Source organism: Nocardioides houyundeii, from assembly GCF_002865585.1.
Taxonomy (GTDB): Bacteria; Actinomycetota; Actinomycetes; order Propionibacteriales; family Nocardioidaceae; genus Nocardioides; species Nocardioides houyundeii.
In genome coordinates this window covers 549588-569282 of sequence record NZ_CP025581.1, presented here as the reverse complement: position 1 = coordinate 569282, position 19695 = coordinate 549588, and the positions used below count along the sequence as shown (strand labels likewise).

Genomic DNA, 19695 nt, shown 5'->3' with positions numbered 1-19695 from the left:
GCTTCGTAGCCCGTAGCATGTCCGGCGTTCCGACCCTGCTCTCCAGGAGTTGTCCGTGGGTTTCCGTTTCCGCCCCGTCGAGTCTTCCTTCTACGATCTTTTCAGCGAGTTCGGTGCGCACCTCGTCTCCGGTGCCGACCTGCTGGCCGAGATGCTCTCCGACGACGCCGACCGCGAGGACGTCGCCCGCCGCATGCGTGAGGCCGAGCATGCCGCCGACGAGACGACCCACGCGATCATCAAGCGGGTCAACTCCACCTTCGTGACGCCGTTCGACCGCGAGGACATCTACTCCCTCGCCTCGGGCCTGGACGACATCATGGACATGATGGAGGAGGCCGTCGACCTGATCCTGCTCTACCAGGTCGAGTCGCTGCCCTCCGAGCTGTCCAACCAGGTCGAGGTGCTCCAGCGCTGCTCCGAGCTGACCGCCGAGGCGATGCCCCGGCTCAAGTCGATGGCTGACCTCGAGGACTACTGGATCGAGATCAATCGGCTGGAGAACACCGGCGACAAGAGCTACCGCCGGATCCTGGCCAGCCTGTTCAGCGGCAAGTACGAGGCCATCGAGGTGCTCAAGCTGAAGGACATCGTCGAGTCCCTCGAGGGCGCCATCGACGCCTTCGAGAAGGTGGCCAACACCGTGGAGCAGATCGCCGTCAAGGAGTCCTGACCGGATGGAACTCGCGATCATCATCGCGGTCGTCGTTGTCGCCCTCGTCTTCGACTACACCAACGGCTTCCACGACGCCGCCAACGCGATCGCGACCTCGGTCTCGACGCGCGCGCTGACCCCGAGGGTCGCGCTGATGATGGCGGCGGTGATGAACTTCGTCGGTGCCTTCCTGGGCCAGAAGGTCGCCCACACCGTCTCCGACGTCATCGACCCGGGTGAGGGCAGCCATGCCCTGACCATCGTGATGGCGGGCCTGCTCGGCGCCATCGCGTGGAACCTGGTCACCTGGTACTTCGGGCTGCCCTCCTCGTCCTCGCACGCCCTGATCGGCGGGCTGGTCGGCGCCGCCCTGGCCGCGGGCACCTTCGTGCGGTGGTCCACCGTGATCGAGAAGGTGGTCATCCCGATGATCCTCTCGCCGCTGGTCGCCTTCACCCTCGGCTTCATCGTGATGCTCGGCATCATGTGGGCGGCACGGAGGGCCAACCCCTCCAAGGCCAACCGCGGCTTCAAGATCGCCCAGACCGTCTCGGCCGCCGCCATGGCCCTGGGCCACGGGCTGCAGGACGCCCAGAAGACGATGGGCGTCATCTTCCTGGCCCTGCTCGCCGGCGGCTACGTCTCCGACGGCGACAGCCTCCCGCTGTGGGTGATCTTCGCCGCCGCCTCCGCGATCTCGCTCGGCACCTGGTCCGGCGGGTGGCGCATCATGCGCACCCTGGGACGCCGGATCATCCACCTCGACCCGCCCCGCGGGTTCGCGGCGGAGTCGGTCGCCGCCACGGTGCTCTACACCACCGCCTACGTGTGGCAGGCCCCGATCTCCACCACCCACACCATCACCTCGGCCGTGATGGGCGTGGGCGCCACCAAGCGGCTCTCGGCGGTGCGCTGGGGCGTGGCCAAGTCGATCCTCGCCGCCTGGGTGCTCACCTTCCCGGCCGCTGGTCTGGTGGCGGCGCTCTGCTACTGGGTCGCCCACCTGTTCCTCCCCTGACCCCCGCGCCCCTTACTGTTCTCCCATGACCTCGACGGCCGGCACGTCCACGCCGGTCCAGCGCCTCGCTGCCACCGCGGTGCACGCCTACACCGCGGTCGGCTCCGTGCTGGCCCTGCTGATGGTGCACTTCTCCTACCAGGGCCGGGTCGAGGCGGTGCTCTGGCTGTTCCTGGCCGCGATGGTCATCGACGGCACCGACGGGATGCTCGCCCGGCGGCTGCGGGTCAAGGAGGTGCTGCCTGGGTTCGACGGCGCCCTGCTGGACAACATCGTCGACTACATCACCTACGTCTTCGCGCCCATGGTGCTGCTGTGGGCCAACGGCTACCTGCCGGAGGGCTGGTTCGGCGGGCTCTGCGTCACGGTGCCGCTGCTGGCCTCGTGCTACCAGTTCTGTCGCACCGACGCCAAGACCGACGACCACTTCTTCCTGGGCTTCCCCAGCTACTGGAACATCGTGGCCTTCTACGTCGTGGTGCTGGAGCTGGCCGAGACCACGACGGCGGTGCTGCTGCTGGTGCTGACCGTGCTCGTCTTCGTCCCCGTCAAGTACGTCTACCCGTCCCGTACGCCGGCGCTCTGGGCGGTCAACATGACCCTGGCGACGCTGTGGCTGGTGCTGTTCGGGCTGATCACCGCCGAGCTGCCCGAGCCGGCTCCGCTGCTCGTGGGGCTCTCGCTGGTCTACGTCGTCTACTACGTGGCGGTGAGCCTGTGGCTCACCGCCCGCAGCGCCCGACGCAGTGCCGCGGCGCACCGCGCCGCCGCCCGCGAGCACCAGCCCGCCTGAGCGGCCCGCTCAGCCGAAGCGGCCGGAGATGTAGTCCTCGGTACGCCGGTCCGCAGGGTTGGAGAAGATCGCGCTGGTGGTGTCGAACTCCACCAGCAGGCCGGTCCGGTCCCCGGTGGTCTCGTCGGCCTGGGCGGTGAAGAAGGCGGTGCGGTCGGAGACCCGCGCGGCCTGCTGCATGTTGTGGGTGACGATGATGATGGTGAACTCCTGACGCAGCTGGAGCATCAGGTCCTCCACCCGGGCGGTGGCGATCGGGTCCAGCGCCGAGCACGGCTCGTCCATCAGGATGATGTCCGGCCGGGTGGCGATGGTCCGGGCGATGCACAGCCGCTGCTGCTGGCCGCCGGAGAGGCTGTAGGCCGACTGCTTGAGCTTGTCCTTCACCTCGTCCCACAGCGCCGCGCCGCGCAGCGACTCCTCCACCAGCTGGTCCATGTCGGAGACCTTCATCCCGGTCACCCGGGGGCCGTAGGCGACGTTGTCGTAGATCGACTTGGGGAACGGGTTGGGCTTCTGGAAGACCATCCCGATGTGGGTCCGCACCGCGATGGGGTCCACGCCCCGGGCATAGATGTCCTGCCCGTGGTACGTGACCCGTCCGGCCACCCGCGCGCTGGCCACCAGGTCGTTCATCCGGTTCAGCGACCGCAGCACGGTCGACTTGCCGCAGCCGGAGGGACCGATCAGCGCGGTGATCTCGTTGCGCCCGAAGCCCAGGGAGACGTCGTGCACCGCGTGGAAGTCGCCGTAGAAGACGTTGAGCGCCTCGAGCTCCATCACCGCCTCGGGCAGCACCGGGAGCTCGCGGACGGCGGAGTCATGTGCTTGGGCGAACACGCTCACGGGGTCCTCCTGGACGTGTGGCTCGTACGGGTCGTGGTCTGGGTTGATCGTGATGGTGCCGGGCTTGCGCATGTGGATCACCAGGATTTCTGGAACTTGTTGCGGATGAAGATGGCCAGGCCGTTGAGTGCCAGCACCAGCACCAGCAGCACCACGATCGCGGCGGCCGCGGCGTGCTGGTAGGTGACCTGGGACTGCGAGGTCATGAAGAAGATCTGCATCGGCAGCGCCGTCATCTCGCTGAGGACGCCGTCGGGGTCGAACCGCACCGCCAGCGGGATGCCGAGCATCAGCAGCGGCGCTGCCTCGCCGATGGCCCGGGACAGGCCCAGGATGGTCCCGGTGGCGATGCCGGGAATGGCCGAGGGCAGGACCTGGCGCCAGGTGGTCTGCCACACCGTCGCGCCGAGCGCCAGCGAGCCGAACCGGATCTCCTCCGGCACTGCCCGGACCGCCTCGCGGGTGGTGATGATGATGACCGGCAGGATGAGCAGCGCCAGCGCGATCGCACCCCCGAGCACGATCCCCTTGCGCTCGAAGCCCAGGATCGACATGACCCCGACGGCGAGCAGCCCGTAGACGATCGAGGGGACCGCCGCGAGGTTCTGCAGGTTGACCTCGACGAGCCGGTTGTACCAGCGCTCGGAGTCGGCGAACTCCTCGAGGTAGACGGCCGCGGCGATGCCCAGCGGCACTGCGAGCAGCGCGGTGCTGATCATCAGCCAGACCGTGCCCAGGATGCCGGCCCGGAAGCCGGTGCGCTCGGGCGTCAGCGTCGAGTCGTAGCGGGTGAGCAGGTCGGCGTCGAAGCGCGGGGCGCCGGTGATCGCGGTGTCCAGGATCAACGCCACCAGCACCACCACCGCGATGGCCAGCGAGGCCCACAGGCCGGTCAGGAACAGCAGCGCGGTGGGGGTGCGGTCGCGGGAGCGCCCGGCGGTCAGCTGCACCGTCTCGCGGGCGGCCCGGGCTGCGGGACGGTCGGCGGACCGGTCCGCGGGCTGGTCGATCAGGGAGCTCATCAGTAGGCCTGCCTGAAGCGTCGCACCAGCGTGATGCTGATGATGTTGATGACCAGGGTGATCACGAAGAGCAGCAGGCCGACGGCGAAGAGCATGTTGTAGTCCACCGAGCCGACCGGGTTCTCGCCCTGGGCGGTCTGGGCCATGAAGCCGGTCATGGTCTGCATGGGGTCACGCGGGTCGAAGGAGAGGTTCTTGCGGGCGCCGGCGGCCAGGGCGACGATCATCGTCTCCCCCACCGCCCGGGACAGGCCGAGCACGACCGCCGCCGCCACCCCCGAGAGAGCGGCGGGCAGCACCACCCGCAGCGTGGTCTGCATCCGGTTGGCGCCGAGCGCCAGCGAGCCCTGCCGCATCGCCTGCGGCACCGCGGAGAGGGCGTCCTCGGACAGTGAGGCCACGGTCGGCACGATCATGATGCCGAGCACCAGGCCGGCCGCCAGGGCGTTGGTGAAGCCCACGTTGATCCCCAGGAAACCCTGGAGCAGCGTGGGGGTGACGAAGAACAGGGCGAAGAAGCCGTAGACCACCGAGGGCACCCCGGCCAGCAGCTCCAGCACCGGCTTGAGGACCTTGCGGCTGCGCCGCGAGGCGTACTCGGAGAGGTACATCGCCGCGCCGAGCCCCACCGGTACGGCGACCAGCAGGGCGATCAGCGTGGTCATCAGCGTGCCCCCGACCAGCGGCAGGACGGCGTACTTGCCGTGGGTGCCGAAGAACTCGCCCACGCTGACCTGGCCGAAGAAGTGGGTGACCGGCTCCAGCAGTGCTCCGATGATGCCGAAGGTGATCGCCACCGAGGCCAGAGCCGAGCCGGCCAGGAACACCTTGATGACGGCCTCACCCGGTCGTGGCCGAGCCGCGAGGCTCGGCGGCGCGGCCGACGGGCCCGCCGGTGCGGACGGGCCCGTCGTCGTGCTGCTGGTGCTCATCAGCCGGAGATGCCCTCGAGGGCCGACTGGGTCTGGGTGTAGAGGTCCTCGCTCAGCGGGATGAACTTGGCCGCGGAGGCGATCGACTCCAGGTTCTCGACGTAGAAGTCGAGGTAGGCCGCGACCGCCTCGTTGTCGGCGTAGTTCTTGTTGTTCACGTAGACGAACAGCGGACGCGACAGCGGGGTGTACTCACCGGCCTGGGCGGTCTCGGCCGACGGGGCGACGCAGCCGTTGCCGTCGTCGATGGCCAGCGCCTTGAGGGTGTCGGCGTTCTCCTCGTAGTAGGTGTAGCCGAAGTAGCCGGTGGCACCCTCGGTGCCGGCGACGCCCTGGACCAGCACGTTGTCGTCCTCGGACGCCTCGTAGTCCTCGCGGGTGGCCTCGGACTCGTCCCCGATGACGTCGGCGGCCAGGTAGTCGTAGGTGCCGGAGTCGGTGCCGGGACCGAAGAGCGAGATCTTCTGGTCCGGGAAGCTCGGGTCGAGCTGCTTCCAGTTGGTGATCTTGGAGCCCGGGGCCCACAGCTCGACGAGCTGCTCAGTGGTGAGGCAGTCGACCGCGAGGTCGGGGTGCACCACGATGGTCAGGGCGTCGGTGGCGACCTGCAGCTCGGTGAACTCGACCCCGTTCTCCTCGCACACCGGCACCTCCTCCTCGTCCTTGATCGGGCGGGAGGCGTCGGAGATGTCGGTCTGCCCGGCGCAGAACTTCTCGAAGCCGCCGCCGGTCCCCGAGGCACCGACGGTGACCTTCACGTCGGGGTTCTCCTCGGTGAGCAGCTCGTAGGCCGCGTTGCTCATCGGGTAGACGGTCGACGAGCCGTCGACCGCGACAGTGCCGGATGCACCGTCAGCGCCGGCGTCCCCACCACATGCGGCCAGCGCAAGCGCGAGGACGGCGATACCGGGCACCACGGCCCGGCGGAAAGAAGTGCTGATCACTTCTGGTCTCCTGGATTCTCAGGTTGGATCTTCTCTGACTCCCCCACTGTGCGGAGTCGAGGTGACCGGCTGCCCGAGCCCGGGTGAACGCAAGATGAACTCGGCCGGAGGAGTTGTCGCGGCTCAGGGGGCGCGGTGCTCCTCGACGGCGAGCACCCGGCCCCGACGGTGGTGCAGCACGACCATCCCGGCGGGCTCCAGCTTGTGCTCGGGCAGCCCGAGGGCGGCCTGCACCCGGGGCAGCACCGGCCGGTGGGTGCACAGCACCGCGGACTCCTGGGCGTGCAGCAGCCCGGCGGCGATCGCGGCCATCCCCTCGGCGCTGGCGTCCTCCTCGCTCAGTCCGTCGCGCTCGGTCACCTGCGACCAGGTGGCGCGGGCGTACGGCGCCACCGTCTGGACGCAGCGCGTGGAGCTGGAGGAGACCAGCAGCGAGACGTCGTACGCCGCGAGCACCGGAACCAGTCGCCGGGCCTGGGCCTCGCCCTCGGGGCTCAGCGGCCGCCGCCGGTCGTCGCCCTCCCAGCCGCGTCGGGGACGGGCCGCGGCGTGGCGCAGCACCACCAGCGCCCGGGTACGCCGGCGCAGCGGCCGGGCAGCGGCCAGGGTGGCCCGGTCGTGCTCGTGGGTCAGGCGCTTGGCCGCCTTGCCCCAGGCCAGCCACCGGACCGCATCGATCTCGGCGTTGGGGACGTAGGAGCTGACGTCGTCGTCGCCCACCACCCGGGCCACCCACCAGTGCACCGTCTTGGCGCCCGCCGCGACCCGGTAGTGCTGGTCGGGCAGCGGAGGCCCCAGCCGGATCCGCAGCCCGGTCTCCTCGGCCACCTCACGGATCGCGCAGGCGGTGACGTGCTCCCCCGGGTCGAGCTTGCCCTTGGGCAGGGACCAGTCGTCGTAGCGGGGCGGTGCACCAGCAGGACCTCGTGGCCACCGCCGCGACGGGCCTTGCGGAGCACGACGCCTCCCGCGGCCACCACCTGTGAGCTCGGCATGTCGACCATCCTCACACCCCCCGGCTCGACCGCGACAGGGCCTCACGCCAGGGCCTCAGGTCAGGTCGCGGCGGCGCAGGCCCACCAGTCCCAGGCGGTGCAGGCCAGGCGCGAGGTCAGTGGAAGGAGCGCAGCCGCAGGCTGTTGGTGACCACGAAGACCGAGGAGAGCGCCATCGCGGCGCCGGCCAGCATGGGGTTGAGCAGCCCGGCCGCGGCCAGGGGCAGTGCCGCCACGTTGTAGGCGAAGGCCCAGAACAGGTTGCCCTTGATCGTGGCCAGGGTCCGCCGCGACAGCCGTACGGCGTCCACCGCGGCCATCAGGTCGTCGCGGACCAGCGTCAGGTCGCTGGCCTCGATCGCCACGTCGGTGCCGGCGCCCATCGCCAGGCCCAGGTCCGCCTGCGCCAGCGCGGGGGCGTCGTTCACCCCGTCGCCGACCATGGCGACCACCCGGCCCTCGCGCTGCAGGCGCTTGACCACCTCGACCTTCTCGGCCGGCAGCACCCCGGCGACCACCTCGTCGATGCCCACCTGGGCGGCGATCGCCCGGGCGGCGCCCTCGTTGTCGCCGGTGACCAGCAGCGGCCTCAGGCCCAGTCGGCGGAACGCCTGCACGGCCTGCGCCGAGGAGGGCTTGACGGTGTCGGAGACCACGAGCACGCCCCGGGCGGCGCCGTCCCAGCCGACGGCCACGGCGGTGCCGCCGGTGGCCTCGGCCTCCTCGACGGCCCGCTGCAGGTCGGCACCCAGAGGCTGGTCCCGCTCGGCGAGCAGGGCGGGCCGGCCCACCACCACCGAGTGCCCCTCAGCCACCGCCTCGGCACCCAGCCCGGGCAGGCTCGCGTGGTCGACGGCCTCGGGGTGTCCGGGCGTCGCGGCCACGACGGCGCGGGCGATCGGGTGCTCCGAGCCGGCCTCCACGGCCGCCGCCAGCGCCTGCACCTGGGCGGCCGACTCGCCGTGGGCGGCGACCACCGAGACCAGGGACATCTCGCCGGTGGTGACGGTGCCGGTCTTGTCGAGCACCACGGTGTCGACGCGCCGGGTGGACTCCAGGGTCTCGGGGCCCTTGATCAGGATGCCCAGCTGGGCGCCCCGGCCGGTGCCGACGAGCAGCGCGGTGGGGGTGGCCAGGCCGAGGGCGCACGGGCACGCCACGATCAGCACCGCCACGGCAGCGGTGAACGCAGCCGTGGTGCCGCCCCCGGCGCCGAGCCAGAACCCCAGCGTGGCGGCGGAGAGCAGCAGGACCAGGGGCACGAAGACCCCGGAGATCCGGTCCGCGAGACGCTGGACCTCGGCCTTGCCGGACTGGGCGTCCTCGACCAGCCGGGCCATCTGCGCGAGCTGGGTGTCCGCGCCGACCCGGGTAGCCCGGACGACCAGCCGGCCACCGACGTTGACGCAGGCGCCGACCACGCTGGACCCGGGGCCGACCTCGACCGGCACCGACTCCCCGCTCACCATGGACGCGTCCACCGCGGAGGTGCCGGAGACGACCTCCCCGTCGGTGGCGATCTTCTCCCCCGGCCGTACGACGAACTGGTGACCGACGGCGAGCTGCTCCACCGGTACCCGGGTCTCGACGCCGTCGCGGAGCAGTGCCACGTCGCGGGCACCGAGCTCCAGCAGCGCGCGCAGGGCGTCCCCGCTGCGCCGCTTGGCCCGCTTCTCGAACCACCGCCCCGCGAGCAGGAAGGTGGTCACCCCGGCCGCGGCCTCGAGATAGATGTTCATCGAGCCGTCGCCCCGCGCGATGGTCAGCTCGAAGGGGTGGGTGAGGCCGGGCTCGCCGGCGGTGCCGAGGAACAGGGCGTAGAGCGACCAGCCGAAGGCGGCCAGCACCCCCAGGGAGACCAGGGTGTCCATCGTCGCGGCGCCGTGGCGCAGGTTGGTGGCCGCGGCGCGGTGGAAGGGCCAGGCCCCCCACACCACGACGGGGGCGGCGAGCACCAGCGAGGCCCACTGCCAGTAGGTGAACTGCCACGCCGGCACCATCGCCAGCGCGATCACCGGCACGCTGAGCACCGCCGACCAGACCAGCCGCTGCTGCAACGCCTCCAGCTCCTGGTCGCGCCGGTCGGCCGGAGCGGTGTCGGTGGTGGTCGCCGGCGGCGCCGGCAGGGTGGCTGAGTAGCCGGCGGCGGCCACGGTGTCCAGCAGCACCTCGGGGTCCAGGGACTCGGGGAACCGCACGCGGGCCTTCTCGGTGGCGTAGTTCACCGAGGCGGTGACGCCGTCGAGCTTGTTGAGCTTGCGCTCGATGCGGTTGGCGCAGGAGGCGCAGGTCATGCCCGAGATCTCGAGCTCGACGTCCCCGGTGGCTGCGGTCGCCCCGGTGGTGGTGGGGGTCTCAGTGGTCATGTGCGGGTGCCTCCTGAGGCGCGCCACCGGCGACGACGGTGAAATCGGCGGTGTGGACCGCGCCTCGGTGCTTGAAGTCCAGGAACAGCCGGTAGACGCCGGCGGTGGGGAAGGTCGTGGCGAAGTCGATGCGCGGACCGCTCGACCCCTCCTCGGGATGCACGTGCAGGTAGCCCAGGTCTCCGCTGCGGATCGCGACCAGGTGCCCGGACGCCCCGAGGTAGGGGCTCAGGTCGGTGACCGGTCGCTCCTCGCGCTGGACGGTGAGCGAGACCACCGTGTCCACCCCGGGGGCGGCGTCGGCCCTCAGGGAGACGTCGTACCCGGCCACGCTGTCGGTACGGCGGTCCGCCAGCTCGGGCGCGGGCCGGAAGTCGCCCGGCACGAAGAGGTCGTCAGCCAGCGTGAGGCCGTCCCAGCCCTGGGGGGTGAAGTCGGCGATCACGCGCCAGGTGCCCGGGGTCAGGTCGAGCGCCGTGGACCAGGTCCCCGTGCGGCGGTCCAGCGTGGGGTGCACGTGCTGGAAGCCGGTGAGGTCGCGGCGGACCACGATCAGGTGCAGGTCCCGCTCGTGGACGGTCTGGTAGTCCAGCAGCGGTCGACCGCTCGAGGTCTCGACCGTGAACGAGAGCGGGACCTGCCTCCCGGCGCGCGCCTCGGGCGAGGCCAGCCGCAGGGCGAACCCGTCCTGGCGCGACACCAGTCCCGGGACCGTGCTGCCGGCCGCGGGGCCCGACTGGTGGGCCCCCTCCTCGTGCCCGTCCTCGTCCTCGTGCCCGTCCTCGTCCGTGGTCGACGTGTCCCCGTGGGCGGCATCGTCCGTCGAGTGCTCCTCCACCGCGACGTCGAGGGGGCCCACGGCGCGCCCGATGCCGGTGGCCACCGCGAAGGCGACGACCAGCCCGATCAGGAAGGCGGCGAGGCGGACCGGGGTGCTCATGCCGCGCTCATGCCAGGGCGTAGCCGGCCTCCTCGACCGCGGCGGCGATCGCGCCCTGGTCGAGGGGCTCGGCGCTGGTCACGGTCAGGGCACCGGTGTCGAGGACGACCTCGACCGACTCGACGCCCGGGACCTCACGCACCTCCTCGGTGACAGATGCGACGCAGTGGGCACAGGTCATGCCGGTGACGGTGAAGCTCTGGGTGTGGCTCTGGCTCATGGTCGATCTCCTCGACAAGTGTGGGGGTCGTTCACTTCAACAGACGGGTGATGGCTGCCATCACCTCGTCGACCTTCTCCTGGCCCTCCGCATCGCCGGCTCGGGCGGCCTCCACGACGCAGTGCCCCAGGTGCTCCTCGAGCAGGCCGAGGCTGACGGCCTGGAGCGCCTTGGTCATGGCACTGACCTGGGTCAGGATGTCGATGCAGTACTTCTCCTCCTCGACCATCCGCTGGAGCCCCCGGGCCTGCCCCTCGATCCGACGCAGGCGGGCCAGGTAGGCGTCCTTGCTCTTGATGTAGCCGTGGTGGTGCTCCGCGGTCTCGGTCACCCCTCTTGTATACCCCGTGGGGGTATCACGTTCAAGTGGGAAGCTCCTAGACACACAGAAGACCCCGCACCGGTGAGGTGCAGGGTCTCGGGGAGATGGAGTCTGGGGAGATGGAGCGGGATCAGCGTTGGTGGGGCACCGGCGACACACCCAGCAGCCGGTCGATCTCCTCGGCGCTCAGCGGCCCCTCGGACTCGCTGGCAGCGATGATCAGCGTGGTGGTGAGCTCTACCTCGCCCAGGAGGTCGCCGTCTTCCAGCGTGACATCGAACTGGTCGTGCACGCGAAGGCCTCCTTGTTGCTTCGTCATGTGTGCCACCTCGTTGGACCCACACAGCCGATCTGTCATCAACAGTGCCCGTCCGGGAGTCAACTAAACACCCGAATGGTCAAATCTCCCCCATATGAGGAGGACCGCACCACCCGAGTGGGTCCTTGACACCAAGATACCTCGCCGCTTAGAGCGGCCCTAGGGCCATTGGGCCCGTGCCGAGCGACCCGGGGGTGGGATGGGGCGGCGTGGGGCGGCCCGGAAATGGACCGAGGCCCCATCCACCAGGGATGGGGCCTCGGCCACTGAGTCGTCGGACAGGCGCGTCCAACTAGGCGTCAATCAGACGGCGCGAACGTTCTCCGCCTGGGGACCCTTGGGGCCCTGGGTGACGTCGAACTCGACCTTCTGGTTCTCGTCGAGGGACTTGTAGCCCTGCGTCTGGATCGCCGAGTAGTGCACGAAGACGTCGTCGCCGCCGTCCTCCTGCGCGATGAAGCCGAAACCCTTCTCGGCGTTGAACCACTTCACGGTGCCTTGAGCCATTGCTGTGATACTCCTGTTATCGGGCGAGAGGCGGTCACTTCGACCGCCCCGCATCAGATGCGGTGACACGTCGCTCCGACCCGGGGTATCGCACCTGAGAAGAAACGCCGTTGGATCACAAACTCCGCGGGCGTCTACCTGCTGGAACTTGCACCTGTTGCAGCAGCAACAGTACCAACAAAGCGCGGAAGCAACAGATCCTGAGACGGATCAATTCAAATACCTGCGTGAACATTGCGTTACCGGAGCCTGCGAGGCGCAGGTGGAGGGATCCGGCTCGGCTCGCGCGTGCCGAAACTGCCTGAACTCCAAGATTCCAGCCCACTGGGACGACATCGTTGCCATGATGCGGCGACTGGTAGTGCCACCCATTCGCCGGAACGAGGCAGTCACATGAGCGACGACGAGCAGGGCACCGCGCCCTGTACGCGCTGCAGCACCCCCGTGCCGACGCAGTTCCGGTTCTGCCCCGAGTGCGGGAGCGCCATGCAGGCCGACGCGCCGGGCGAGGTCGGACCCGGCTCGCAGGAGACGGCCTCCCACGAGTCAGCCGACGACTCAGCCGACGACTCAGCCGACGACTCAGCCGACGACTCAGCCGACGACTCAGCCGAGGAGTCCGCCGAGGACTCCCCTGACAACTCACCTGACAACTCCGCCCCCGAAGCCCCGCCCGTGCACACGCCCGTGCCCAGGCTCCGCCTGATCTCCTCCGACTCCTCCCCGCGCACCGTCGCTTCCGAGGCGCCGGAGCCCGTCGCCGACCCCCAGCCCGAGCTGCGGATCGCGCCGCCCACCGGCTTCGCCATCCCGCCGGTCGAGGAGACCCCCGTCGAGGAGGTCCCCGCCGAGGAGTCCCCCACCGAGCCGGCGGGCGAACCGAGCAGGGAGCCGCTCGTGGCGCCGACGGACCGTGAGCCCGAGCCCGAGGTGCCTTCCGTGCCGCGAGCGCCCGCCATGCCTTCGGCTCCTCCGGCCCCGCTGGTCCCGTGGACGCCCGGCGACGCCCCGTCGGGACGCCGTTCGGCTGGCAACGCAGCGGTGATCAAGCCCATCCAGGGCCCCGAGCGCGAGCCCCGGCCGGCGTACGTGCCCACCCCGCCCCAGCGCAGCGGGCTCGAGGACCCGGTGATCAAGCCGGTCCTCGGTCCGGAGCGCGAGCCCAGGCCCGCCCGCCCGCCGTACGTCGCTCCGCCGACGCCGAGCTGGGCGCGGAGCACCGGCCCGGGGCCGATCGCCACGACCTCCCGTGCGCGCTCGGCCTCGGGTTCTCGTGATCGCTCGGGCGGGTCCCGCGGCTGGACCAAGGTCATCGCCGCGGCCGTCGCCGTGCTGCTCGTCGCGGGCGGTGCGGGGTGGTACTTCCAGCGCTCCCAGGACGACCCGGTGCGCGAGGCCTTCGGGCGTTCGCACGGCCAGTTCACCAGCGCGACCCAGCAGCTCGACGACGCCGCCTCGCTGGAGGAGATCGCGCTCGCCGGAGCCGCGTACGCCAGGGCGCTGCCGTTGCTGGAGTCCGCCTCCCAGGAGGCCGACCGACGCAGCTCGGAGGTCGCCGAGGCCGCCCAGCGGACCGTCGCCCAGCAGATCGCCGTCGCCGAGGCCGGGGCGCCGCTGGCCGAGCTCAGCGAGAACAACATCGCCCCATGGACCCAGACCCGCGAGCCGCTCCGAGCGGCAGTCGCGGCACTGACCCATCGTCGCGCCGACGTCGAGCGCCTCGGCGAGGACCCCTCCACCCTGCCGGCCAGCGCCGTGGTCACCGGCGTCCAGGACGTGGTGGGACAGGCCGCGTCGGCCTCGCTGGACAAGACCCTCCAGCGGCTCTTCGGCATGCTCAGCCGGGCGGAGCGCACCAGCCAGCTGCGCAAGGTCGGGAGCAGCGCCAAGACGACCCTCACCGTCATCAAGGGCGCCACCTCCCGGAGCGCCTCGGACACCCAGCTCGCCACCTACCTCCCCGTCCTGGAGCGCCTCACCCCTCTGGCCACCATCGACGGCAAGTCGCTCGGGAGTGGGCCGAGGTTCGGCCCGACCTCCAGGCCGGCCTGCAGCGCCTGCCGGCCGGCAGCCCGACGGCCACCAGCGGCCAGTCCGCGCTGGCCGCGGTCGACGCGCTGATCGCCAAGGCCACCGGCACCATCGCCGCCTGGCAGGCCCAGTACGACGCCGTCGTCGCGGAGCGCCAGCAGTCCGGAGGCGGCCTGGACGCCTACCGGGACGCGATGAAGGTCCAGCAGGCCAACTACGCGACCCTGCGCCGCGACCTCTCCTCGTGGACCACCGTGGTGGGCAGTCAGAAGGTCACCAGCGACGAGGCCCTCGCGGCCCTGTCTCTGGCGGCCAGCCGACGTGAGGCGGTCCGCGACGCGATGTCCGCGCTCACCGTGCCGGCGGCCATGACCCAGACGCACACCACCCTGGTCGACGTCGTCGGCAGCGCCGCCGCCGCCGTCGCGGAGGCGTTGGACGCGCTGCGCAACGACCAGCAGTGCAAGCAGGCCTGCAACTACGCCAACACCGAGAGCTGGCAGGAGCTCAGTGCCGCCTCGACCGGCATCACCTCTTCCTACGACGCCGCCCTGAGCGCCTGGCAGCAGGCGGTCAAGGCGACCAGGAAGAGCGGCAAGTCGCTGGTCCTCCCGCCGCGACCCAAGGTGTGACACTCCCGCACCCAGTGCCGGAGGTATGGTCGAAACCAAGCGGGTCCGCCACACCGGCGCCGACGGACCAGAGGCCTGGAGCCGGACCAGCTCGGGCACACGTCCCAGCGCTGGCGAGCGGGGAGGAGTCCCGTGTCGACACCGCAGGAGCCAGCGGCAGGTCGGGCAGGCGGGCTGCCCAGAGGCTTGGTCGTGCTGCTGGGCCTGGCCGCGGCGTTCCTGGTCATCTCCGGAATGCGCGCCTCCGCGAACCTCATCGGCCCGGCCTTCCTCGCCCTGGTGCTGACGATCGCCGTGCATCCACTGCGGGTCCGGCTCGACCGCCATCTGTGGGGGTGGCTCTCGACCCTGCTCTGCGTGGTCCTGGTGGCCGCCCTGGTGATGGCACTCGCTCTCTCCCTCGTGGTGGCCACCGCCCGGTTCGCGACCTTGCTGCCCCAGTACAAGGACGACTTCAACGGGCTGATCTCCGACGCGGCGGGCCTCCTGGACCAGGCCGGGGTCTCCTCCGAGCAGATCCAGCACCTGCTCGACGGCCTCGACCTGGGCAAGGTGCTGGGACTGGCCAGCGACGCCCTGTCCGACGTCTACTCGCTGGTCTCCGGCCTGGTCCTGCTGCTGACGCTGGTGATGTTCATGACCGTCGACGGGAAGTCGTTCCCCGCCCAGCTGGCCGCTGCGGGCCGGGATCGACCCGACCTGGTCGCAGCGCTGGGCACCTTCGCCCGGGACACCCGCCGCTACCTGCTGGTCTCCACGGTGTTCGGATTCATCGCCGCGGTCCTGGACACGGTCGCCCTGGAGCTGTTGGACGTCCCGGCTCCACTGCTGTGGGGACTGCTGGCCTTCCTCACCAGCTACATCCCGCACATCGGGTTCCTAATCTCGCTGGTCCCGCCGGCCATCCTCGCGCTGCTCGCGGGCGGCCCGGGTCTGATGCTGGCGGTGGTGCTGGTCTACCTGGCGGTGAACTTCACCATCGGGTCGGTGATCCACCCCGGGTGGTCGGGAACTCCGTCGGACTGACCACGACGCTGACATTCCTCTCCCTGATCTTCTGGGCGGGGGTGATCGGCCCGCTCGGCGCCATCCTGGCCGTCCCGCTCTCGATCCTCCTCCGGTGCCTGCTGGTCGACGCCGACCCGGCCAGCCGGTGGCTCTCGCCCCTGGTGGCGAACCGGGATCCGTCCCACGGGTCCGCAGCAGGGATCCCAGAGTCACGGCCACCAGCGTGACCCTGGCTGCTCAACCCCGGGCGACGGGCCGAAATGCCGACAGGGCCCGGCCGGACGAGTCCGGCGGGGCCCTGTGGGAGCTGACTACTTCTTCTTCTTCTTGACCTTCACGGCCTTGGTCTTGGTGACCAGGGTCGGGTAGCCCGGCGCGGTGGCGGTGACCTTCGCCTGGACCTTCTTGCCGGCGTACTTCTTGACGATCTTGAACTTCGCCTTGGTGGCCTTCTTGATCTTCTTGCCGTTGACGAACCACTGGATCTTCACCTTGGCGCTCGACGGCGTCACCGTGCCGACGACGACCTTCAGGGTGCCGCCGACCTTGGCAGAGCCCTTCGCGGCCGGGACGCCACCCGGCGTACCGATCCCGATGGCCGGAGCGGGCGCCGGGGTAGCCGTGGGCGTCGGGGGCAGTGGAGCAGCCGGCGCGGGGGCCGGGGCCGGGACCGGGGCCGGGGCCGGGGCCGGCTCTTCAGTCGGGGGCGGTGTGTAGTCGTCCTCTTCCTCGTCGAGCCTGACGTCGATGTCGGCGGTGGTGTTGCCGGCGGTGACGGTCACGTCCGTGGCGGTCTCCACGGTGGCGGCGTCGAGGTAGTACTCGGTCGGGTACGAGAGGCGGCTGTCGAACTCGAGGCGGAACGTCCCGGGCAGCAGCTGCGGGATGTCGTAGCGACCGTCCTCGTCGGTGTAGGCGCTGTACGCCCCACCCGGGGGACGCGGCTGCCACGCGCCGTCGACCAAGTCGTAGACGGTCACGCTGACGCCGCGCTGCGGGTCGCCCCACGGGTCGGTCACCTGTCCGGTGACGTGCGCGGCGAGATCGAGCTCGAAGTCCTCCAGGACGACGTCGGCACGATCGACGACGTCGATGTCGTCGGCCTGCTCCACGGTCGGCGCGTTCGAGTAGTACTCGGTGGCGTAGACGCCGTTCCAGTCCTCGACGCCGATGCGGTAGGCGGCGTCGGCGAGGTTCTCGAAGGTGTAGTCACCAGCCTCGTCCACCATCGCCCAGTCGAAGTCGTCCCAGCTCTCGGTGCGCGCGTCCCACCGGTAGATGTACAGGCTGTCCACGCCGGGGAGGCCCTCCGTCGCCGTCAGGTGCCCGGAGATGCTGCCTCCCTCGACGAGCTCGACGTTGTTGTCGACCTCCGCGACGCCACCCGCGACGACGGTGATGTCCTGGGCGAGCTCGACGTCGTTCACGTCGTCGTAGTACTCCTCGACCAGGTTCTGGTGGCTGAACTTCAACCGGTAGGTGCCGGCGTTGAGGCCGGTCACGTCGTACGTGCCGTCAGGCTGGACGCGGACGGCCGACTCGTTCTGCCACTCCGTGTAGTCGTCGCGCCCGACGTTGGCGAGCGCCTCGACGATGACGTCCTCGGGGGAGAAGCCAGCCGGCACGGTGACGGTGCCCTGGATGTGGGCCGACTCCTCGAGCTGGGCGTCGATGTGCCCGACGGATACGCCGTCCTGGACAGGGACCGGCGTCGCGTCGGCCCTACGAGCCACGTTGGCGTAGTACTCGCCGGCCAGGTCCTGGGTGCCGTCGGCCCAGTCGCCGAACTCGACCACGTAGTCGTCGGCCGGCAGGTCGTCGATGGTGTAGGTGCCGTCGGGGTTGCTCTCCCCCAGTAGTACTCGCCCTGGTCCGTGCTGGCCGACACCGAGACGGCTGCAAGGGGTCTCCCAGCGGGTTGGTGACGGCGCCGCTGATCGAACCCAGCGGCGCGGCGGATGCACCGGGGGCGATCAGCAGGGTCGCGGTCGAGGCGAGGAAGAGCGATGTTGAAGCAACGAGCAGCTTGCGGGGCGACGAGCGCACAGGACCTCCAGGTCTGTTGCCGCCAGCGCGTCCAGCGGTCCTGAGAAGGGTGTCACCGGAGCGCCGCGCGCGACTGGGGAACGGCGGAATCCGTGCGCCTCCGGCGCGGCCGGCTCCGGCCCGGCCGGGCGGTGCGCCTGGGCATCTCCCCTCGCACGCTGCCTCGCCCCGCCTCTGACAGAATGGCGCAGCGGTCGTGGGATTGTCCGGAGGGTTCATCGGATCAAGCCCCCATGTCCCGGGCCTCTAGCTCAATTGGCAGAGCAGCGGACTTTTAATCCGTTAGTTGTGGGTTCGAGTCCCACGGGGCCCACCCCACGCGCCAGCCCACCCCTTGCCCGCGCTCCTTCTCAGCCACGTCCTGGCGATCTGTGTCCCGGTGAGGCGAAGAGTTCCGAATCGGGGAGAACCGGGGGCCTTCCGGGGGCAATCCTGTGGACCGCGGCTCCGTAGCGTTTCTGTCATCAACCCGGCGGATCCGCAACAGGCGGAGCAGCCACCCAGCACCCCAGGAGATACCGGTCATGAGCGTCGCCCGCACCAAGAAGGTCCTCGTCCCCTCGCCACGCTGCTCGCCGCCGGCGCCATCGCCGTGGGCTCGGGTGCCACCTTCACCTCCACCACGGGCAACACCATCAGCGCCGTGACCGCCGGCACCCTGGAGCACAGCAACTCCAAGGACGGCCAGGCGATCTTCACCCTCGGCGACGTCAAGCCCGGCGACTCCCGCAACGGCACCCTGACGATCACCAACACCGGCTCGCTGCCCGCCAAGTTCACGCTGACGGAGCAGTCCTCCACCAACGCCTTCGCCGCGGAGAACCTCAAGCTGGTCATCACCAACACGACCTCCAACACCCAGGTCTACTCCGGCACCTTCGGCGGGCTCGTCGACGGCACCAAGAACGACCTCGGTGAGTTCGCACCCGGCGCGGCCGCCACCTACAAGTTCACCGTCTCCCTCGACGCGAAGGCCGACGACACCCAGCAGGGCCTGACCGCCGGCGCCGTCTACACCTGGGACTCCGTTCAGCTCGACGGCACCGTCCAGCAGTAAGCCCCTCTCCGGGGACGTGGCACAGCAGGGTTGAGGCAGGGCGCCCCAGGGCGCCCTGCCACCCCGGACCACCGCCGCACCCCCCGGACCACTGCTGAGCCCCCCGCTGACCCCAGGACACCCAGGAGCACGACATGTTGCGAGTCACCAAGGCGCTGCGCCGGCCTGTGCGGCTGCTCAACAACGTGCTCCTGATCGCCGTCATGGTCGGCTGCACCGCCTACATCGTCCCCGGGTTCTTCGGCTACGAGCGCTACGTCATCACCGGCGGCTCGATGTCGGGGACCTTCGAGAAGGGGTCGGTCGCCTTCGAGAGGCAGGTCCCGGTCGAGGACCTGGCCGTGGGCGACGTCATCACCTACCTGCCCCCGTCGGACAGCGGCGTCGGCACCCTGGTCACCCACCGGATCACCAAGATCCGCCCCGGCAAGGACGACACCCGCGTCTTCCGCACCCAGGGCGACGCCAACCCGGACCCGGATCCGTGGAAGTTCAGCCTTCCCGCCGGCAACCAGCCGGTCGTGGCCCACACGGTCCCCCACCTCGGATGGGCCTTCATCGGACTGGCGGACCCCCAGGTCCGGAGGTACCTGATCGGCGTCCCGGCCGCAGGCATCGCCCTGATGGCGCTGCGTGACCTGATCAAGGCGCTGCTGCCGACCCGGAAGCGCCAGGAGGTGGCGACCCCGCACCTGACGATCGCCCCCGCCGCCGAGCCGCCCGCGTCCGAGCTTCTCTCCGCCTGACCGACGCCCCAGGCACGCACCGTCCGGTAGCAAAACGGGGAGCTCCTGAGGCATCGCTGTGGAAGTCCGGTGGCGCGCCGCTCACTAGCGTTGACCACGTCGCACGCCACCCGCGCCGACACCCGCCGTACAGCACCGACCGAGGAGGACCAGGTGACGAGCTTCCGCTCCCTCAACGCCCTCTCCGTCGTCGCCCTCGGCGCCGTCCTGACCCTCTCCTTCCCGGGCTTCTCCTCCGCGGCCTTCTCCGCGCGCACCACGGCGACCGCGACCGTCACCGCCGCCGCGGACTGGAC

At 70.5% G+C, this 19695-nt stretch carries 21 protein-coding genes and 1 tRNA gene; 10 read left to right on the top strand and 12 right to left on the bottom strand.

The window, feature by feature from the left end:
• Window positions 1-55: 55 nt before the first annotated feature.
• Genes C0R66_RS02785 through C0R66_RS02775 form a run of 3 tightly spaced genes read left to right on the top strand, consistent with a single transcriptional unit; the run spans window position 56 to window position 2466 of the window.
• Entirely contained in the window at window positions 56-673 is a 618-nt protein-coding gene (locus tag C0R66_RS02785) for a DUF47 domain-containing protein (protein WP_101523415.1), read from the top strand.
• A gap of 4 nt (window positions 674-677) precedes the next feature.
• The gene (locus C0R66_RS02780; RefSeq protein WP_101523414.1) at window positions 678-1673 is read left to right on the top strand and encodes an inorganic phosphate transporter; all 996 of its coding nucleotides are present in this window, start codon (window positions 678-680) and stop codon (window positions 1671-1673) included.
• Between the two features lie 25 nt (window positions 1674-1698).
• Complete coding sequence (locus C0R66_RS02775) at window positions 1699-2466, top strand: CDP-alcohol phosphatidyltransferase family protein (RefSeq protein ID WP_101523413.1); 768 nt, start codon at window positions 1699-1701, stop codon at window positions 2464-2466.
• 9 nt (window positions 2467-2475) lie between these two features.
• On the opposite strand, the gene pstB is transcribed toward C0R66_RS02775, so the two are convergent.
• From pstB to C0R66_RS02725, 11 genes are all read right to left on the bottom strand, one after another.
• Entirely contained in the window at window positions 2476-3246 is a 771-nt protein-coding gene (pstB, locus tag C0R66_RS02770; protein WP_241901696.1) for a phosphate ABC transporter ATP-binding protein PstB, read from the bottom strand.
• Between the two features lie 143 nt (window positions 3247-3389).
• On the bottom strand, window positions 3390-4334 hold the full coding sequence (pstA, locus tag C0R66_RS02765) for a phosphate ABC transporter permease PstA (RefSeq protein WP_101523411.1): 945 nt from the start codon (window positions 4332-4334) through the stop codon (window positions 3390-3392).
• Window positions 4334-5266: a phosphate ABC transporter permease subunit PstC gene (pstC, locus tag C0R66_RS02760; RefSeq protein ID WP_101523410.1), complete on the bottom strand. Its 933-nt coding sequence runs from the start codon at window positions 5264-5266 to the stop codon at window positions 4334-4336. Before pstC ends, pstA begins: the two co-directional genes overlap by 1 nt.
• Complete coding sequence (locus C0R66_RS02755) at window positions 5266-6210, bottom strand: PstS family phosphate ABC transporter substrate-binding protein (RefSeq protein ID WP_101523409.1); 945 nt, start codon at window positions 6208-6210, stop codon at window positions 5266-5268. Before C0R66_RS02755 ends, pstC begins: the two co-directional genes overlap by 1 nt.
• A gap of 123 nt (window positions 6211-6333) precedes the next feature.
• The gene (locus C0R66_RS02750) at window positions 6334-7251 is read right to left on the bottom strand and encodes an NUDIX hydrolase (RefSeq protein WP_241901545.1); all 918 of its coding nucleotides are present in this window, start codon (window positions 7249-7251) and stop codon (window positions 6334-6336) included.
• A 70-nt stretch (window positions 7252-7321) separates the two neighbouring features.
• The gene (locus C0R66_RS02745) at window positions 7322-9571 is read right to left on the bottom strand and encodes a heavy metal translocating P-type ATPase (protein WP_101523408.1); all 2250 of its coding nucleotides are present in this window, start codon (window positions 9569-9571) and stop codon (window positions 7322-7324) included.
• Window positions 9561-10511 carry a hypothetical protein gene (locus C0R66_RS02740; protein ID WP_101523407.1) on the bottom strand — a complete coding sequence of 317 codons (951 nt, stop codon included), beginning with the start codon at window positions 10509-10511 and terminating at the stop codon, window positions 9561-9563. Before C0R66_RS02740 ends, C0R66_RS02745 begins: the two co-directional genes overlap by 11 nt.
• Before the next feature lie 7 nt (window positions 10512-10518).
• A complete protein-coding gene (locus tag C0R66_RS02735) occupies window positions 10519-10731 on the bottom strand; it encodes a heavy-metal-associated domain-containing protein (protein WP_101523406.1) in 213 nt (70 codons plus the stop codon).
• Window positions 10732-10762: 31 nt separating this feature from the next.
• A complete protein-coding gene (locus C0R66_RS02730) occupies window positions 10763-11062 on the bottom strand; it encodes a metal-sensitive transcriptional regulator (RefSeq protein ID WP_101523405.1) in 300 nt (99 codons plus the stop codon).
• 121 nt (window positions 11063-11183) lie between these two features.
• On the bottom strand, window positions 11184-11372 hold the full coding sequence (locus C0R66_RS18540; RefSeq protein ID WP_158647856.1) for a hypothetical protein: 189 nt from the start codon (window positions 11370-11372) through the stop codon (window positions 11184-11186).
• Between the two features lie 303 nt (window positions 11373-11675).
• On the bottom strand, window positions 11676-11879 hold the full coding sequence (locus tag C0R66_RS02725) for a cold-shock protein (RefSeq protein ID WP_068108172.1): 204 nt from the start codon (window positions 11877-11879) through the stop codon (window positions 11676-11678).
• A gap of 393 nt (window positions 11880-12272) precedes the next feature.
• On the opposite strand from C0R66_RS02725, the gene C0R66_RS02720 reads away from it, so the two are divergent.
• The 4 genes from C0R66_RS02720 (at window position 12273) to C0R66_RS02705 (ending at window position 15777) form a co-directional block, all read left to right on the top strand.
• Window positions 12273-14000: a hypothetical protein gene (locus C0R66_RS02720; protein ID WP_101523404.1), complete on the top strand. Its 1728-nt coding sequence runs from the start codon at window positions 12273-12275 to the stop codon at window positions 13998-14000.
• Between the two features lie 104 nt (window positions 14001-14104).
• A complete protein-coding gene (locus C0R66_RS02715; RefSeq protein WP_101523403.1) occupies window positions 14105-14542 on the top strand; it encodes a hypothetical protein in 438 nt (145 codons plus the stop codon).
• 192 nt (window positions 14543-14734) lie between these two features.
• On the top strand, window positions 14735-15568 hold the full coding sequence (locus C0R66_RS02710) for an AI-2E family transporter (RefSeq protein WP_158647855.1): 834 nt from the start codon (window positions 14735-14737) through the stop codon (window positions 15566-15568).
• Window positions 15544-15777: a hypothetical protein gene (locus tag C0R66_RS02705; protein ID WP_101523401.1), complete on the top strand. Its 234-nt coding sequence runs from the start codon at window positions 15544-15546 to the stop codon at window positions 15775-15777. The genes C0R66_RS02710 and C0R66_RS02705 overlap by 25 nt, the downstream gene beginning before the upstream one ends.
• A gap of 84 nt (window positions 15778-15861) precedes the next feature.
• Here the strand turns inward: C0R66_RS02705 and C0R66_RS02700 are convergent, their stop codons facing one another.
• Window positions 15862-17514, bottom strand: a complete 1653-nt coding sequence (locus C0R66_RS02700; protein ID WP_158647854.1) for a carboxypeptidase-like regulatory domain-containing protein — start codon at window positions 17512-17514, stop codon at window positions 15862-15864.
• A gap of 322 nt (window positions 17515-17836) precedes the next feature.
• Here C0R66_RS02700 and C0R66_RS02695 point away from each other — a divergent pair.
• The 3 genes from C0R66_RS02695 to C0R66_RS02685 all read left to right on the top strand — a co-directional run bounded on the left by C0R66_RS02695 (window position 17837) and on the right by C0R66_RS02685 (window position 19399).
• Window positions 17837-17909: transfer RNA gene (locus tag C0R66_RS02695), tRNA-Lys, on the top strand.
• A 330-nt stretch (window positions 17910-18239) separates the two neighbouring features.
• Window positions 18240-18653: a COG1361 family protein gene (locus C0R66_RS02690; protein ID WP_158647853.1), complete on the top strand. Its 414-nt coding sequence runs from the start codon at window positions 18240-18242 to the stop codon at window positions 18651-18653.
• Between the two features lie 134 nt (window positions 18654-18787).
• Window positions 18788-19399, top strand: coding sequence for a signal peptidase I (locus tag C0R66_RS02685; protein ID WP_101523398.1), 612 nt, complete (start codon window positions 18788-18790; stop codon window positions 19397-19399).
• The last annotated feature ends 296 nt before the right edge of the window (window positions 19400-19695 follow it).

Coding starts and splice junctions, on each gene's coding strand:
- C0R66_RS02780 (WP_101523414.1), top strand. CDS start 678: ATGGAACTCGCGATCATCATCGCGGTCGTCGTTGTCGCCCTCGTCTTC.
- C0R66_RS02775 (WP_101523413.1), top strand. CDS start 1,699: ATGACCTCGACGGCCGGCACGTCCACGCCGGTCCAGCGCCTCGCTGCC.
- pstB (WP_241901696.1), bottom strand. CDS start 3,246: ATGGAGCTCGAGGCGCTCAACGTCTTCTACGGCGACTTCCACGCGGTG.
- pstA (WP_101523411.1), bottom strand. CDS start 4,334: ATGAGCTCCCTGATCGACCAGCCCGCGGACCGGTCCGCCGACCGTCCC.
- pstC (WP_101523410.1), bottom strand. CDS start 5,266: ATGAGCACCAGCAGCACGACGACGGGCCCGTCCGCACCGGCGGGCCCG.
- C0R66_RS02745 (WP_101523408.1), bottom strand. CDS start 9,571: ATGACCACTGAGACCCCCACCACCACCGGGGCGACCGCAGCCACCGGG.
- C0R66_RS02740 (WP_101523407.1), bottom strand. CDS start 10,511: ATGAGCACCCCGGTCCGCCTCGCCGCCTTCCTGATCGGGCTGGTCGTC.
- C0R66_RS02735 (WP_101523406.1), bottom strand. CDS start 10,731: ATGAGCCAGAGCCACACCCAGAGCTTCACCGTCACCGGCATGACCTGT.
- C0R66_RS18540 (WP_158647856.1), bottom strand. CDS start 11,372: ATGACGAAGCAACAAGGAGGCCTTCGCGTGCACGACCAGTTCGATGTC.
- C0R66_RS02725 (WP_068108172.1), bottom strand. CDS start 11,879: ATGGCTCAAGGCACCGTGAAGTGGTTCAACGCCGAGAAGGGTTTCGGC.
- C0R66_RS02720 (WP_101523404.1), top strand. CDS start 12,273: ATGAGCGACGACGAGCAGGGCACCGCGCCCTGTACGCGCTGCAGCACC.
- C0R66_RS02715 (WP_101523403.1), top strand. CDS start 14,105: ATGAAGGTCCAGCAGGCCAACTACGCGACCCTGCGCCGCGACCTCTCC.
- C0R66_RS02685 (WP_101523398.1), top strand. CDS start 18,788: ATGTTGCGAGTCACCAAGGCGCTGCGCCGGCCTGTGCGGCTGCTCAAC.